The organism is Paenibacillus sp. FSL R5-0713 (assembly GCF_037973325.1).
In the GTDB taxonomy this organism is placed as follows: domain Bacteria; phylum Bacillota; class Bacilli; order Paenibacillales; family Paenibacillaceae; genus Paenibacillus.
This window is the reverse complement of the sequence record NZ_CP150229.1, coordinates 2,307,232-2,323,830: the sequence shown is the minus strand read 5'-3', so window position 1 is coordinate 2,323,830 and position 16,599 is coordinate 2,307,232. Positions and strand designations below refer to the sequence as shown.

At 47.4% G+C, this 16,599-nt stretch carries 10 protein-coding genes; 1 reads left to right on the top strand and 9 read right to left on the bottom strand.

All coding sequences use genetic code 11. The features are described 5' to 3' along the window. Positions 1 to 54: 54 nt before the first annotated feature. From MKZ12_RS10640 to MKZ12_RS10605, 8 genes are all read right to left on the bottom strand, one after another. A complete protein-coding gene (locus tag MKZ12_RS10640; protein ID WP_339260315.1) occupies positions 55 to 2,631 on the bottom strand; it encodes a glycoside hydrolase family 2 protein in 2,577 nt (858 codons plus the stop codon). Between the two features lie 90 nt (positions 2,632 to 2,721). Then, the gene (locus MKZ12_RS10635; protein WP_339260313.1) at positions 2,722 to 4,308 is read right to left on the bottom strand and encodes a helix-turn-helix domain-containing protein; all 1,587 of its coding nucleotides are present in this window, start codon (positions 4,306 to 4,308) and stop codon (positions 2,722 to 2,724) included. Further along, positions 4,305 to 6,086 (bottom strand): sensor histidine kinase, encoded by a 1,782-nt coding sequence (locus MKZ12_RS10630; protein ID WP_339260312.1) that lies wholly within the window; start codon positions 6,084 to 6,086, stop codon positions 4,305 to 4,307. Before MKZ12_RS10630 ends, MKZ12_RS10635 begins: the two co-directional genes overlap by 4 nt. 30 nt (positions 6,087 to 6,116) lie before the next feature. Beyond that, positions 6,117 to 6,971 carry a carbohydrate ABC transporter permease gene (locus MKZ12_RS10625; RefSeq protein ID WP_253442477.1) on the bottom strand — a complete coding sequence of 285 codons (855 nt, stop codon included), beginning with the start codon at positions 6,969 to 6,971 and terminating at the stop codon, positions 6,117 to 6,119. Positions 6,972 to 7,006: 35 nt separating this feature from the next. After that, complete coding sequence (locus MKZ12_RS10620) at positions 7,007 to 7,888, bottom strand: sugar ABC transporter permease (RefSeq protein ID WP_253433433.1); 882 nt, start codon at positions 7,886 to 7,888, stop codon at positions 7,007 to 7,009. 147 nt (positions 7,889 to 8,035) lie between these two features. Further along, positions 8,036 to 9,349 (bottom strand): extracellular solute-binding protein, encoded by a 1,314-nt coding sequence (locus MKZ12_RS10615; RefSeq protein ID WP_339260310.1) that lies wholly within the window; start codon positions 9,347 to 9,349, stop codon positions 8,036 to 8,038. A 256-nt stretch (positions 9,350 to 9,605) separates the two neighbouring features. Next, a complete protein-coding gene (locus MKZ12_RS10610; RefSeq protein ID WP_339260308.1) occupies positions 9,606 to 11,690 on the bottom strand; it encodes an acyltransferase family protein in 2,085 nt (694 codons plus the stop codon). 585 nt (positions 11,691 to 12,275) lie between these two features. Then, the gene (locus MKZ12_RS10605) at positions 12,276 to 12,836 is read right to left on the bottom strand and encodes a flavin reductase family protein (RefSeq protein ID WP_339260307.1); all 561 of its coding nucleotides are present in this window, start codon (positions 12,834 to 12,836) and stop codon (positions 12,276 to 12,278) included. A gap of 231 nt (positions 12,837 to 13,067) precedes the next feature. On the opposite strand from MKZ12_RS10605, the gene catA reads away from it, so the two are divergent. Then, positions 13,068 to 13,715: a type A chloramphenicol O-acetyltransferase gene (catA, locus tag MKZ12_RS10600; protein ID WP_339260306.1), complete on the top strand. Its 648-nt coding sequence runs from the start codon at positions 13,068 to 13,070 to the stop codon at positions 13,713 to 13,715. Between the two features lie 84 nt (positions 13,716 to 13,799). On the opposite strand, the gene MKZ12_RS10595 is transcribed toward catA, so the two are convergent. Continuing rightward, positions 13,800 to 16,433, bottom strand: coding sequence for an adenosylcobalamin-dependent ribonucleoside-diphosphate reductase (locus tag MKZ12_RS10595; RefSeq protein WP_339260304.1), 2,634 nt, complete (start codon positions 16,431 to 16,433; stop codon positions 13,800 to 13,802). Positions 16,434 to 16,599 lie beyond the last annotated feature (166 nt).

Genomic DNA, 16,599 nt, shown 5'->3' with positions numbered 1-16,599 from the left:
TTACCACCTTAAAACCTCGAACTAGAATCGAAGTCGAAGTCTATTATTATTATTTTATCCTTCTCTGCCGTTCATGGCACTGACTCGAAGTTCCGTCAGTGGCAAAGACGATCGCTCTGGATGACGAAGTCTTACCGTCCGGCTCTCGCCCGGGAGCAGATCAAAATAATTATCACTGAATCGCACACGCCCAAGAGGGAGCTCCAACTTCACCAATCGTGCAATTGCTCCACTCGCCGTAACCGTTACAGACTGTTCCTCTTCATTCACATGTACACTCAATTGAGATTCCGGCAATGACACATCCTTAGGATCACGCAAGAAGTACCGATTGATCGGCGCCGTAAATCCTTCGGATACCAACTCAACCATGACTTCCTCCGCACGTCTGCCCTGTAACACCTCTACTTCAGTTAATTCGGCAATACACAATGCGGATTGAGATGTTACTTCAACAGCATGTGTGCTGGAATAGATCTTCTCTCCTTGCAATTCATAGACATTGAACCGAAGCTCGCCTTTCAGCACGTCCCGTGTATCGTTCACGACCCACAACGCAAGCGGCTCCCCCGGCTCATGCTCCAGTGACAACAAGACAGGATGAAAGAATATTTTCCCGTAATAAAAGGATGCCTTCGGCAGCAGTTCATAATCAATCATGGACCAGCTTGTACCTGGCCAACTATCATTTAATTGCCACACGAGTGCACCGCTGTTACGGTGATTAATCCGTCGGAAATGTTCAATTCCGTAGCGCAATCCTTCTGCTTGAGTCAGCATGGAATAGTTCATGTATTCTTCTATATTTTGCGGAATGCCTGTGTAACCTTCCATCAGCAGAATGCCTTTTTGATGGTTGGTATCCTTGTTACGGTAGGCCATCTCCGGACTGCCCCAATAAAACTGCCCTGCGGGCATATTTTTCTCCAGCGTGTAACGATTGGCCGAGGCATGCATACCAAATTCACTGCTGAAAAGCGCATGATCCTTTTTATAATTTTTGAACGTCACACCTTCAATACTATAGTCCAGCAGGGGCGGCTCTCCATGCTTCCTTGGATAGACCGAGCCATGCCATACCTGCCAGTTGTGACGATCCCCGACATCGGGATCATTCGCATCCTGACCATTGCTATCCCCAAACGGAGAAGAAGGCCAGTACGGACGGGACAGATCCAAGCGATCCAGCACTTCAGGGATCAGTTCATGATAGATAAGTTCGCCGTAGAACGGACTGGTAATATCCCCACTTGCAGACTTCATGTCATAAAGCCAGTCAATCTCGTTATTGCCACACCAGATGGCAAGCGAGGCACGGTTACGCAGACGGATGACATTGTTTTCTACCTCTTGCCGGACATTATCCATGAAATCACGATTGAAATCCGGGAACAACGCATTCGCAAATGCAAAATCCTGCCACACCAACACCCCTTGCCGGTCACACTCATCGTAGAAGACATCTTTCTCATAGATGCCACCGGCCCAGACGCGCAGCATGTTCATATGTCCTTCTACCGACAGCTCGACAAGCTCACGATACCGGGAGCTCGGGATGGCACCAATCAGATGATCAGCCGGAATCCAGTTGGCACCCTTGGCATATACTTTGACTCCGTTCAGAATAAATGTAAATGCATCTTCACCCTGTTCATTGTGAAGAGCCAGCTCAATCGTTCGTAACCCATAAGGTTCGCTGTAACGATCCACCTCGATGCCGTCAGCACACAATGTAACCTCTAACGTATACAGATACGGCTCACCCAGATCATGAGTCCACCATAACTGAGGTGACGTGACGTTCAACGTGGTATCTGCCTTACCACCTTCTACAGGCAGTTCATTGGCACCTGCTACCTCGTGTCCGTTGCGATCCAGCAGACGAACATTACAGGACGTAACCACAGTCTGCTCACGTTTCTGTCTGCTGCGGAAAGACAAGACGGACTTCACATCTGCCGTGACGTGTAACACAGCATGCTCTGGACTGACTGATTCCGTTCGAGCATACACACTTTCCAGCTTGGCTATTGTTCGTTTTTCCAGCCGTACGGCACCCCAGATTCCCACCGTCACCATGCGTGGTCCCCAGTCCCAGCCAAAGTTCATCGCTGCTTTGCGCAACCATGGCCGTTCCTTCGTATACGAGGACCAGTCGAAGGTTTCTTTGTCCCGGTGATGCAGGTGAAGCGGATCGAACTTGACAGCAATCGCATTCCAGCCACTGCGTACCAGAGACGTTACATTAAATGTATGTGACATAAGCATATTTGCCGTTTTTCCAACTTCATGGCCATTCACATATACCGTTGCAAACGTATCCAATCCTTCAAACACCAATTCAAAGTGCTCTTCCGTCTCCGCATCTCTCACCAGATTGAAGGTTGTACGGTACCACCATTCCTTTTGCTCAATCCAGCGACTTTTGACATCATTATGACCGTAATAGGGCGGATCAATGATACTGCGCTCAATCAGTGCAGCATGTACATCCCCAGGCACTTCTGCCCCGATCCAGAAACGGTCATCCAGCGCAGCAGCTGCCATATCCATTGCCCGTTTCTCTCCAACTTCAAAATGCTGTATTTTCCATTGTCCCGATAAATCCTGACTTGAACTATGGATCTTCATTAATACACCCTCACTCTCCAATAACCCTGAGTAATACTCTATCGAAAACGTTTGCAGAAATGCAAGACATGCTGCCTGGTCTGCTCATTTCTAACTTCCCGAAGGTTTGAACGATAACGCCTCTTCGCGATATTCACTCGGGGTCTTGCCGGTATGTTTTTTGAACAGCCTGCTAAAATATTTCACGTCTTCGTAGCCGCTAATGGCAGCGACTTCACTGACCTTCGCTGGAGACACGGCGAGCATATCCATCGCTCTTCGGATACGCATATCGGTGACAAAATCTCCAAAGGTCACACCCATTTCCTTTTTAAAAAGTTCACTCAGGTGACCCGGATGCAAATGGACATGTCCAGCTACCTGCTGCAGATTAATGTCCTGTGCCAGTGATGATTCAATATAACCAATAGCCTTTTGCACATGGGCAGCCTGTCCCTGACCCATTCGGCTATGATAGACATGCATCAGACCATACAGATGGTGGAACAACATATCCCCAAGATCTACAGCTTCGGCATCCGGTTCCGGCAACCAAGGTTCAAGCCTTGCGGTTTCTTCACGCCCTGTCGCTCGCATTGTACGGGTAAGCCAGCGATGACCTGCAATGACCGCAGAGTGCAGACAAGCACTGAACGATTCTGGCGTGACCTCCGGTTCTGTAGTCAGATTAGCCACCAGTTCACGCGTCCATGTCGTTAACCTCACTGAATCATTATCTAACAATATTGAACCAAGTGTGGTCTCTTCTTCATGCGTAAGTACAGTTTTACCACCTTGGCGCTCCTGAACGTGCTCATAATGCCATACTTTATCATCCATCAAACCTTGATATCGGAAAGCAGTTGAAGCCGTTCGGTAGCTTTCGTGCAGATCTGCATATCCACGCACAGGCAGACCTACTGCTGCACGCAGAGTACACTTCAGTAATTGCTCCACCCGACGTAATGCACTCTCCAGCTTGAACGGATATTCCTGTTCCACAGGCGGCCATGAAACTACACATATAATTTGCTGTTTCTCTATATGCGCAATGGCACCCGGTAGCATATCCTCTAGGGTATTCTGCACCGCGAATCGTAATAGTGCATCCGAGGATCGATCCCAACCCTCTGCTCGAAGTACAATGACTTGTCTGCGAATCTGTTCATCATCAAGACCATCATTTGCTGCCTCTATTCCAGCATCAGAACGCAAAAACGAAGGAAATTGGCCCGAAGTGGTGTCACCGTCAATGATCCAACCAGCGAATAACCGCTCCCGATTCTCCCGCATAAGCTGTCCCTCTCTGGACTTCTCTGCCCAACGTTCCGTGATCCGTTGTTTGGCCTGTAATACGGTCTTGATGATCTCTTCCGGCTTGCTTGTTTTGAGCAGATAATCTGTAACCCCTTGGCGTATCGCCTGCTGCGCATAAGAAAAGTCATCGTATCCGGACAAAATAATGACCTCCAGTTCAGGTAACAATCGCAGTCCCTCTTCTGCCAGTTCCAGCCCTGATCTGCCTGTCATCCGAATATCCGTCATCAGGATATGCGGACGTTCCTCAGCCATGCGTGCTAACGCCTCCTCTGCCGAGGCAGCCGGTTGAAGAAGTTCAATTCCGAGTTCATGCCAAGCGATAACGCTGGCAAGCCCTGTACGGATAATTACTTCATCATCCACAATTAATAGTCTCATGGCGAACCCTCCAAGATTGGAATGGAAAACGAAATCCGGGTACCTCCCCCAACCCTGCTGTCGACTTCTAGCTGTGCATCCGCTCCATAATGGAGAAGCAGTCTCTCATTCACATTGCAGAGTCCATAACCGCCTTGGTTTAGCTGTTTTTCCGGCTGTTTTCCCTTCCATTCCCTAATACTTATCCTTAATTGCTCCAGCCTGTTCGGCTCCATGCCGACACCATCATCCAGTACCAGTACATTCATCTGTTCATTATCCGGGTCCTTGCGAATCATTATAGTGATGGTACCCACGCCTGCTTTGGGCTGAATGCCATGAATCATGGCATTCTCAACGAGCGGTTGCAGCAACAGTTTCAGCATCATTCGCTTCTCAAGCGCTGGATCAACGATGTAATGCAATACGAATTGATCAGGGAAACGAATGGACTGCACCCGCACATAATGTCGGATATGAGCAATCTCTTGTTCCACAGGATAATAATCCTGACCATTGTTTAAACTGATGCGCAGAAAATCACTCAAGCCCTCAACCATGTCCGCGATCCGCTTCTCTTCGGACATCAAGGCAATCCAGTGAATTGAAGAGAGCGTGTTATATAGGAAGTGCGGATTAATCTGCGCCTGGAGCACCCGAAGATCCGCTTCCTTTTTGCGAGCTTCACCGCGAATAACCTCTTCCTTCAATAACTGAATGTGTGAACCGAGCAGATTGTAACTCTCCCCAAGCCTGCCGATCTCGTCATCACTTTCAGACCGAAACAGTGGAAGAGGACGTTCCGGATCAATTCTGGACAGATGTCTGGTAAGCACGCGAAGCGGCCGCGTCACACGCCGCACCGTAAACCAGACCAAACCTGCACTGATCGCAGCAGACATGGCAACGGCGCACCCGGTCAGAATAAGGATATACCGATTCTCGGACTTGTACTGATCATATGGGACTGTTCCGACCAACGTCCACCCCGTCAATTCTTCCGGATAATAGAGCAGCGTCCGTTTATCCTCACCACTGCCATACGTAGTGGTTCCGCTACCACCAGCCTGAACTAACGTTGTGATCCCAGGCTCGACACCATCCAGCTTAAGTCCAAGCCGGGATTTGTCCATCGAAGACAGAATCTCTCCAGAACTGCCGATAAGTTCCAATCTGCCTTGCCCTCTGCCTAATCCCAGAGCGGCCCATCCCTTGGATATGGCCTTCTCATCTAGACTAATGGCTAACCAGCCGATGGGCCGATAATCATGGATACTGCGAATCGGCCGAACCAAAGTGATCACATTTTGAATACCCGCATAATTCTGGACCGGGTATACCCCCGTCCATTGTTTAACTGTTTCACCACTAGGAACAGAGGGATAGGATAAGTTGAATTCACTGGATTCATACCAGGTAGCGGTCGACAATGTGGCATCAAAACGCCCCGGATATATGGCGATGTTGGCGATATATTTCTTGGAAGCAGCCAGATTGGTCATCCTGCCCAAGATATCCACTCTGTCCATCTCGTGATCCTCATTTTGGCTAAGATAATGCTGAATATCCCTTTCTCCAATCAGGAAAATGGACAGGTTCTCGGCATCCTGCAGCATATAACGAAGATTGGCTTCCACCTGTTTCAGCGTATCCATGCCGGACAGTTTTGTTTTTTGCTCCGTGATGCGGGAAGAGATTAGAAAGGCGAACAGACCCAAAGCCAGCAATGGCACAATCATTGAAGCTGTCACAACAACGGATAGCTTCCTTTGTAACGAAGATGTGAGCCAGCGTGCCAAACGTTTCTCCTCCTCTGGATGCGCTTTCGCTTATCCTTTAACAGCTCCAGCTGTCATGCCTTTCATAACCTGTTCCTGGAATACGAGATACAAGATAATGGTTGGAATGACCGATAGGGTCATGGCAGCAAGTGTTAACCCGTAATCGGTTTGATACCCGTCCGCAAAGTTCGCAATGGCCAGCGGTAACGTTTTCAATCCGGTCTTGTTGATGAATACAAGCGCAAATGAAAAGTCATTCCACGCATGCAGGAAACTCAGAATCGTAACCGTAGACAACGCAGGTACGGACATGGGCAGCATGATTCGGGTAAATAGCCCCCAAAGCCCTGTTCCATCAATAAAAGCTGCCTCTTCAATATCACGTGGAACACTTGTCAGATAAGCAGTAAGCACGAAAATAGCTGTAGGTAATGCAAAAGCCGTATAAGGTAATATTAATGCCCAGTACGTATTTAGCAAGGACATCTGTTTCATTAAAATAAATAAAGGGACAAGTGTACTATGAATCGGAATAAGCATACCTACAACAAAGAAGGTCATGATTAACCCTTTCCAGCGAAACTGGAAACGGGCCAGAATGAATGAAGATAGCGCTGCAATAAACAGCGTCAGAATAAGTGATCCGACGGATACAATGAGTGAATTGCCAAAAGCAGTCCCCAGCCTGGAGCTTTCCCATGCATTGCTGAAATTGGCAACATTCCAGTTTTCCGGCAGACCAAAGGGCCTGCTATAGAAATCTTCATTCGTTTTGAACGCACTAATCACGAGCCAGTAGAACGGATACAATGTTAAAATACCATAGACCGTTAGCAGCGTCCAAACAATTCCGCTGCGGAGGCGGCGAATCGGATGGCCTGAGCCGCTTCGTGGTGATGGCATGGATACAGGTGTCGCACGCATGATAGCCCTCCTCTCTATTGATTCTCTTTTCGTTTGCGACTGGTCACCCACTGGCTTGTTCCGATCAGCAGCAGGGAGATCAGTACGATGGTTGTTGAGATCGCACTACCAAAACCGTAACGGTATGTTGTAAAGGTCGAATTGTACATATACGTTGCAAGTAGTTCTGTTGCATGTGCCGGACCACCCTTGGTCATGATGTAGACCAGATCGAAGGATTTCAGACTCCCCGAGATACATAGAATGATCGCAACCTGAACCGTCCCCCAGATCATGGGCAAAGAGACGGATACCAGCTTACGGATGCCTGAAGCACCGTCTATTTTGGCAGCATCATGAATCTCGCCTGGAATATTCTGCAATGCGGAGATGAAGATAATCAGATACAACCCCACAAAACTCCAGAGCAGCGGCGGCACTAAGGAAAAGATCGCAATCTTGTCATCGGAAAGCCATTGCAGCTTCCAACTCTCCAGACCCAGTGCGTCCAGCAGAAAGTTCAATATCCCGATCTGCGGATGGTAGATATACTGCCAGATCATACCGATCACTACAGTCGATAGTACCATCGGCAGAAATACGGCTGAGCGCAGGAACCGCTGTAACGGATTGCTTTTGTGTAATATGACCGCGAGCATCAGTGCTAACGGAATTTGTCCAAATACGGATGCCAACACAAAAATAACGTTATTTTTCAGTGCCCGCCAAAATACAGGATCATGCCAGATCTCTACGTAATTATCCATACCAATATATTTGGATGCGCCGATGCCGGACCAGTTGAAGAAACCGTAGTACGCCGACCATACGACCGGTACAAATACAAACAATGCATAAATGATGACTGCCGGGGCCAGCCCCAGCATAATAAAACGCCGACTGCGCAGTGCGTTCATCTGTTCACTTCCCTTCCATACTTAAAGACCCCTCCCCTGCCGGGAAGGGGTTTTGTCGAATAACCAGCTAATACGCGATGTGATGAGTTCATTGAATCTTTATCGTCTGGCTGTACCATCGTAATCGCTATCTAGTTTGACCCATAATTACTGACTAACTGCATTGGCTTGAGCCGCCTGGATTTTAGCCGCAATGTCTTCGGCTTTACCTCCCATGAGCAACTCTTGCAAAGCATTGTTAATAACTTCAACCGTTGCCGATCCCAACTTGGAATCGTATACAGGCGTAATCTTTACTTCCTGCATCAGATCATATAATTCAACGAACAAAGGATGCGCCTTGGTTTTGTCCAGATCAATCTTGTAACTCACCAATGTGCTGCTATCCAATGTAGCCTTCTGACCATCTGGTCCTGCCAGTGCGTAGAACAGCTCCATCGCCGCCTCTTTTTGTGCACCGCTCAGCTTTTTGCTTACACCCAACCCGGTTCCTACAACGCCGGATGTGGTTCTTGGTTCACCCTTACCTCCGTCCACTGGAGGGAGAATCGTAATATGTGTGTTGTTCAATACCTCTTCAGGTGCATTGTTCACCAGATTGGCCAAGGCCCATCCGCCGTTCATAACCATCGCTGCCTTACCTTGAAAATAAAGCTGCATCATCTGTGTCTCATCGATACTGTTGAATCCATCCTGAAATGCTTTGGTGTTGCCAAGCTCTTGCATCTTGTTCAGGGCTTCAATAAATTGCGGATCGGTAAAGCTTGCACCATCCTGAGCTACCGCTTTCAGGAACCAGTCTGTGCCGGTGATCCGGTCAGCCAGGGTACTGAATATGGTCGATTGTGCTACCCAGTTGGCCTTGTTGCCAAGCGCCATGGGAATGACTTTATTTTGATTAAACGTAGCAATCGCTTGTTCCAGTTCCGCCCAAGTCTCAGGCACTTTCACGTTGTATTGTTTGAAAAGAGCTTCATTGTAATAGATGAAGGAACTCGGCGCCAGATTCATGGGCACGGAGTAGATATTCCCGTCCACGGTGTATCCGTCCAGTGCGTTCGGGATAAAATTATCTTTCCACTCCGGCTTCGCGTCCAGCTCGGTATTGATGGGTTGTAACAGATCCCCTTTTACAAATTCCTTAGTCATGGCATCCGGCCACATTACGAACAGGTCTGGCATCTCGTTGGCAGCTGCGACCGTGCGAAGCCGGGTTTTGAGACCATCTGTAGGCAGTCCTTCATCCACGACTTCAATATCTGGATGTGCCGTGCGAAAATCTTCAATAATCTGACGCATGGCAACCGCCTTTGCATCCTGTCCGGTCCAGTTGTGCCAGAGTGTTACGGTTACTTTGTCATTACCGCTGCCTCCTTCTGAAGTATCTCCGCCAGCACAGCCAGCTAGAATAATGGAGAACAACGTTATTGCCAGAACACCCGAAAGCCATTTTTTCAACATCTCTATATTCCCCCTCGGCGATTTGATTACACTTATTGTAAATGGTAACGTTATCATACCGTAAGGTGACGATCCACGGATGCAGGGGTGAAAAATATCGGTTCCCCTGTTTGGAACTTACATTGCTGACTTATTGCTCATAACAACAAGAAAGAGCCCTCACAATGAGAGCTCTTTCTTGTTGCAGCCATCGGCAGCTTAAACCTAGGTTATAGTAATGAATAAGTGCTAAATCGTATTGAATATGGATTGCGTATTATTGAATACTGTTCTTCACCAGTTCTGCAAAAGCTTCTGACCCTTGCGTAGTGAGATGTACACCGTCTTTTTCAAAATATTCGTCGTGTCCTTCACTTGCACTGTTCCAGTCAATCAGTGAGACATTACTGTAGTTGGATGCTGCTTCATTCAACGCCCTGTTTACCGTTCGTTCCCACGGACGAGGTACACGCACAGTAACCAGATACACCTGATCCTCATCCTTCAGATAATCAAGCACCGCATTCAGGTTTTTGGAGTTAAAGGAACCATTCGTCCCGAGCTCCAGCACCACCTTGCCGCCCATTTGGTTGTTTCGCTTCAGCCCTTCCAATACGTCGCCTGCCTGCCACATTTGACGGCCAACATGTCCATCCACGTACACTCCCGCTATACTTTGCTCCAGATATGGTTTTGCATCCAAAATCACGGAATCTCCAATGACGGTATAATGAATCTTGCCATCCTCGGCAGGAGGAGCCGTTTCTTCATGTTCCTCAGATGAATCAGGTACATCATCCGTTCCATCGGATGGGTTCGCTTCAGCTCCGTCCGGAGCATCATTCTCGTTAGCCACGGATTCATCAGCCGACTTATCTTCAGACTGACCGTCTTTGCCAACACTCGTTGAATTGTCCTGGTCCCCAGGTTTCGAGTCTGGCGCCGTCTCTCCTGTCGGTTTTTCATTGTTCTCCGGATTATCTTTCGTTCCTGCTTCCGGTTTATGGCTATGCGCATCGTTCTTTTGACCTGAGCCGGATGTCGCTGTATTCGCTGGCAAAACATCCTGTCCCTGTTCCTCCGCTACAGAATTCTCTCCATTCAATGTGGTCGACATCGATACGGAATGGGAGTCGGAATTCGCTGCATGTGAGACCATCATCTGGGATACCGTATAGGACAACAGCAGAATCGTCATCAACAGACCTGTCCGCTTCCACCACACATTACGTATACCGATCGATGACCGCCCTCTTCCCCATAATCGGGACCAGGAATCACGGAATCCGTTGTAGCGAATCGGATTTTCAATATATTTAAGAGATAATGAAGCCAGTACAACCGTTACAGCAACTTGTAAAATGATTCGTACAGGATGCGCTCCTCCCGTATCCACCGCGGGATTGGTTAAAATAATAACTGGATAATGCCATAGATATAATCCGTAGGATCGCTCTCCAATCCAGCGTAATGGCTTTGCTCCAATGAACCGTGCCAGGAATGACGATGGGTGAGCCAATACCGCTACCAGCAACGTTGTTGCCACAGCCTGAAGCACCATTCCTCCTTGATACAGAAACGGATCATATTCACTGCTGTTCAACATCATGTAGATTAATAAAGCGAGTGCAGCTAGTCCCGATATATCGAGTACAAGCCGATTCATGCCAGGCAGAGAGTTCGAGAGCTTGCGACTAGGCCACACCACGGCAAGAGCAGCACCAGCAAGCAGTGCGAATGCCCGCGTGTCTGTTCCATAATATACACGGCTTGGGTCCAGATCCGGATTATACATGATGGCCATTGCGCCAGCAGACAACTCAGCTGCGACGACAATGAAAACGACCAGCCATCCCTTTCTTTTGAACACGACGATTGCTGCGATCAGTAGAAGAGGCCATATGAGATAAAACTGCTCTTCCACAGCCAGTGACCAGAAATGTCCAAACGGTGATGGAGGGCCAAAACTTTCGAAATAGGAAACGTTGTGAAAGATATACCACCAATTGCTTATGTATAATACACCCGAAACGATATCACCACGAAGCGCAGCGAGCCGGGATGGGTCTGTACAGGCCAACCAGATCATTACCACAGCTGTCATGGTCAGCATGCCTGGAAGCAAGCGCCTTACCCGTCTTACCCAAAAATCACCGAGTGAAATGCGTCCATGTTCCTGCCACTGTGACACGAGGATATCTGTAATTAAATATCCAGAGAGAACAAAGAATATACCTACACCGAGCAATCCACCCGGAATAAAATCCAAATTGAGATGATACGCGATTACCGCAAGTACAGCGATGGCTCGCAAGCCATCCAGTCCGTTCATATGTCGCTTGTTATTAGGCAATTGTGACATGCATGCCCCTCCTTGTTACTGTGAGTCAACAACATCGGTGTTGGGGGCATAAAGGAACTCCTGATCGTTCTGGTTGTCATTAACATACGTATTGCACCTTCCATCTTTCATTTACAGCATACAGCATAAGAAAGCTCCTGAGTCGAAGCGCTATCCAATGATGCTACACTCTTGATAAATTCTATAATCTTAAAGAAGACGTGTTGCCGGTCCATTAAGTTTTAATCATTACAATATTCTTTATATTAATTCGTTCGTAAGTTCACGTTTAGCATTATACGCCCGAAATAAGCCTCATACTTTACAGGAATAGTTACAAACGATTAAACCGATGTAACCTTTCCTGCCAGCTCATATAGCTGTAAAATCATACTCTAATTTTGTCGTTAAATATAGTACTTTTCATCGAGTGGCTAAAATTACCTGTCCGCTTGCGCAAACCAGCATACCCACGCAACCGTTCATTGAAACAATTAAATTCATAACAAAAGGCTGCCGACTTGCTCAGCAGCCACTATCCATTATAAACCTATGTCAGACCGGATTGAAAGTTTTGCTCATAATTGCTTCTTCTTGCCTAGGACCCTAGAGGTAGAACGGGTGATTCTTTTCTTCTGTCCTTGCATCCAAGATTCGGTATGTGGAGCGCCCTGTGTACATTGGGATCTGCAACTTCTCCAGATCAACCATTCCATTCTCCAGAAAGTACCTATGATCCTGGTATCGCTGCAACACTTCCCCTGCAATCCATTCATGGTCACCATATGTTGTAATATCCATAACCTTACATTCATAAGCAAAATAAGCGTCCGTCAAAATAGGTACACTTACCTTGATTCCTTCCTTATACGGAATTCCGAATCTTGTAAATTTATCAGTATCTCTTCCACTGAACGTTCCTGCAGCTTGAATCCACTCTGATCGATGACCTGGTAGGAAATGAACTCCGAATACGCCACTCTTCTCGATGAGTTCATAGGAGTATGTTTCCTTACGGAGGGAGATGCCATATACGCCTGGAGATGATCCAATGTATGTATGCCATCCGGACGCCATCACATTCTGGACTCCCTCAAGACGTGAAGTCACCACCGCTACCATTCCAGGATAAGAATAAAATTTGGGTTCTTCTATCGACTGAAGCATCTAATCCCCTCTCTTCTTCGTTATACATACACTTTCATTATAAAGTAATGCAGCAGGTTGAAGAAGCTCTTTGCGGGTGATTACGCTATAAGCACACATTCATTATTATGTTATACTGAGAGGGATCAATGTCTCAAAATACGATACCGGGAATGTGATAGGATATGGTCAAATCAGTCAAATATACCTCCTAAATGAAGGCATTATTATAATTTAGGAGGTTTTAACTTTATGTTTAATCCAATCGTGTTAGATCAGTGGGATCGAAAGCCTTACTTTGACCACTACATGAATCAGGTCAGATGTACCTACAGCATGACTGCTAATCTGGATATCACGCTATTGATTGCTCAAATAAAACTTAAAGGCATGAAGTTCTACCCAGCTCTTATTCATATGATCTCTACGGTCGTCAATACACATCAAGAATTTCGAACTAGTTTCGACGCCGAGGGGAGATTAGGCTACTGGGACGAGATGTCTCCGAGCTATACGATTTTTCATGAGGACGACAAACGTTTCTCGACGATCTGGACGACATTCCATGAAGATTTTGAGACGTTCCACAATCGTTATCTGGACGATATGAAGAATTACAAAGATCATAAACAATTGGTTGCCAAACCCAATGAACCACCAAATACATTTCCCGTTTCCAGTATTCCCTGGGTGAACTTTACGGGATTTAATCTGAATATTTACAATGAGGGAACCTTCTTGTTGCCTATCTTCACGATGGGAAAATATGTTCAAACAAACGATAAAGTTTATCTTCCCTTATCTATTCAGTTACACCATGCCGTGTGCGACGGCTATCACGCTGGGGTTCTATTCAACGTATTGCAGTCATTGGCAGATCGTAGTCATAAATGGTGTTAGTTAGCTAAATGAAGAAAAGGCATTCCTGACTCTTGGTGGAGTCATGGAACGCCTTTTCTTTTTCTCTTTTTTTTCAAATGCTATTTAATTGCACTTGCTATACCCACATTGACTGCATGTTTTGCATCCTTCCACATTCATCAGGGATGCCGAACCACAAGAAGGGCATAAATCTCTTGATTCGATAAAGTTCTCCACTTGTGGATATGCGCTCTTCACTTGGTTCTGTTCTTGTGAAGCTCCCGTTTCATTCGCCTGCACATTGCTCTGTACATGACTTTCCAATGCTTTGGCGACGGCATCAGCAATCGATTCCACCCGGTTGGCTCCAAAGCCAATCGCACCCGAACCACCAATTCCCTTGAGATGTTTGATCAACAGTTCCACCTTGTGCCCGTGATCTCCGTATCGAAGAAACAGTGAGCATACCCGACCGAGGGCCTCGGCCATGGCGAACACGTCCGATCCCGCTTTGCCCACGTTCAGGAAGATTTCACCCGGCGTTCCCTCCAGATCATTAATTGTAATGTAAGCCATTCCGAATGGCGTATTAATTTTGTATGTTGCACCGCGAAGTACCTGAGGGCGGCTTCTATATTGTTTATCCAGCACTGTGGCAGAGGAAGAGGTTTGATCGGAAGAATGGATTTCATCATCAACCTTACTACTGACCGGCTCAACACCTGCCTGCCCTCCTACATTATTCGGGTTATCTATTGTAGATACGTCCGTCTTCTCTTTTGCTTCCGCCGTGTTCTGATCTTCGATCTCCTGGGTCTCTTCCTTCTTCGAAGTGGACAACACCTGCACATCCCTACTGCCGTCTCGATATATCGTTACTCCCTTACAGCCAAGGTCGAAGGCCAGTTCATACAGCTCAGCCGTATCCTCCACCGTAAAATCAGCCGGACAGTTGGCCGTCTTCGAGATGGAACTATCCACCCATTGCTGAATCGCAGCCTGCACCCGGATGTGATTCTCAGCCGACAGATCCATCGCCGTCACATAATAGTCTGGTAAAGCTTCACCCGGATGTTCATCCAGCCACTCTTGCGCAATCGGTACGAACTGTTCATCATAACCCAGACGGCTTTGACGGAAATACTTGAAGGCGAAATACGGCTCAATCCCTGTTGATGTGCCTACCATCGTACCTGTACTTCCCGTTGGCGCCTGGGTGATCAGCGTGACATTTCGAATGCCCTGTTTGCGAATGGCCTCTCCCACTTCAGGGTACCTCGCAACCATATTTTTCATGAATCCACTCTGTAAATACGGTTCAGCTTCGAAAGCCGGGAAAGCTCCCTTCTCTACTGCAATCTCTGCCGATGCCAGATAGGCCTCCTTCGCCATGAATCCATACAGTTTATCCAGAAATTCAAGGGATTCAGGACTGCCGTACCTTATACGCAGCTTAATCATCAGCTCTGCCAGTCCCATCGTGCCAAGCCCCACCCGGCGTTCACGCTGCTGATTCAGTCTGTTTTCCTCAAAATGATATGGTGTTGCATCAATGACATTGTCCAAAAATCTAGCCGAGATGCGAGTGGTTTCCGCCAGTTCATCCCATGCCACATCATGATTCGTTTCATCATAGAATTTGGACAGATTGATCGCTGACAGATTACATACACCCCAGGCAGGCAGACCCTGTTCCGCGCATGGATTAGTACAGATGATCGGATTAAAGTACCAGCTGTTGGACATCTGGTTATAGTACTCCATGAAAACCACACCAGGCTCTGCTGATTTCCAGGCTGATTCAATAATGGTATGCCAGATTTCGCGCGCCTTCAGCGTACGATAGTGTACCACCGAATGACCTGCGGCTTTCCACTGCTGCATATCCCCGTTCCACTCGGTGTCGTAGTCTGGATCGTTCGTATCCGGGAAAACCAAATCCCAATCTCCGTCCTGCTTGACAGCCTCCATAAAGGCGTTACTCACACATACAGACAGATTAGCATTGGTCACCTGCCCCATCGTTTGTTTCACGGTAATAAAATCAAGCACATCTGGATGCCAGTCATTCATCATCAGCATGAGCGCACCCCGTCGGCTTCCGCCCTGTTCAATCAGTCCTGTCGTATAACTGAACAATCCGCCCCACGATACGGAACCGCTGGATGATCCATTGACACCTTTCACCACCGCTCGGCGAGGACGCAAAGAAGACAAATTAATGCCCACACCTCCCCCACGTGCCATAATCTCCGTCATCTCGGTCAAGGTCTTCATGATGCCACCCCGACTGTCCTGCGGAGACGGAATAACATAACAATTAAAGAGTGTGAGCTCATCGCTTGCCCCCGCTCCTGCAGCAATACGCCCTCCGGGTACTAACTTCCAATCCTCCAACACGGAGCGGAACTTGGACTCCCACGTTGCCCGCTGATCTGCTGTAGATTCAACAGAGGCCATGGCTTTGGCAAGCCGGCTCCACATCTCTTCCGGTGTTTTTTCGATGTTGAGTGTCAGTTTCTCCACGCTGGTCTCGATGATCTCTCCGCTTCGAGTCCTTACTTGTACGAGCTGACCCTGACGTTCTATAATTTCGCCCACTTCCTTGGTTGGGAACTTGGGATCATCCTTTGTTAATACCAGTACCACATCTCCGACCTTGGCATGATTCGAGTCAGCATCCTTCCAGGCGTATCGGTCCAGAAATATTTTTTCGCTAAGTCCTTCTAATTGGTACGATCGTTGGTTTGATTTCATCGCTACGTTCAACCTCCCCGATTAACGCTCCATTTTCACTATAAAAGTAAATTATGATGAAACACCACATATAGTGATATAAAACCAGTATATTACACCATATATTGATTTTCTATATGACTTTTATCACAGACCTTATTTTTTGGACTCTCCTGCTCGGACAAGC

What these genes read in the sequence shown, in the direction of transcription:
- MKZ12_RS10640 (WP_339260315.1), bottom strand. Translation starts at nt 2,631, where the DNA reads ATGAAGATCCATAGTTCAAGTCAGGATTTATCGGGACAATGGAAAATA.
- MKZ12_RS10635 (WP_339260313.1), bottom strand. Translation starts at nt 4,308, where the DNA reads ATGAGACTATTAATTGTGGATGATGAAGTAATTATCCGTACAGGGCTT.
- MKZ12_RS10625 (WP_253442477.1), bottom strand. Translation starts at nt 6,971, where the DNA reads ATGCCATCACCACGAAGCGGCTCAGGCCATCCGATTCGCCGCCTCCGC.
- MKZ12_RS10620 (WP_253433433.1), bottom strand. Translation starts at nt 7,888, where the DNA reads ATGAACGCACTGCGCAGTCGGCGTTTTATTATGCTGGGGCTGGCCCCG.
- MKZ12_RS10615 (WP_339260310.1), bottom strand. Translation starts at nt 9,349, where the DNA reads ATGTTGAAAAAATGGCTTTCGGGTGTTCTGGCAATAACGTTGTTCTCC.
- MKZ12_RS10610 (WP_339260308.1), bottom strand. Translation starts at nt 11,690, where the DNA reads ATGTCACAATTGCCTAATAACAAGCGACATATGAACGGACTGGATGGC.
- MKZ12_RS10605 (WP_339260307.1), bottom strand. Translation starts at nt 12,836, where the DNA reads ATGCTTCAGTCGATAGAAGAACCCAAATTTTATTCTTATCCTGGAATG.
- catA (WP_339260306.1), top strand. Translation starts at nt 13,068, where the DNA reads ATGTTTAATCCAATCGTGTTAGATCAGTGGGATCGAAAGCCTTACTTT.
- MKZ12_RS10595 (WP_339260304.1), bottom strand. Translation starts at nt 16,433, where the DNA reads ATGAAATCAAACCAACGATCGTACCAATTAGAAGGACTTAGCGAAAAA.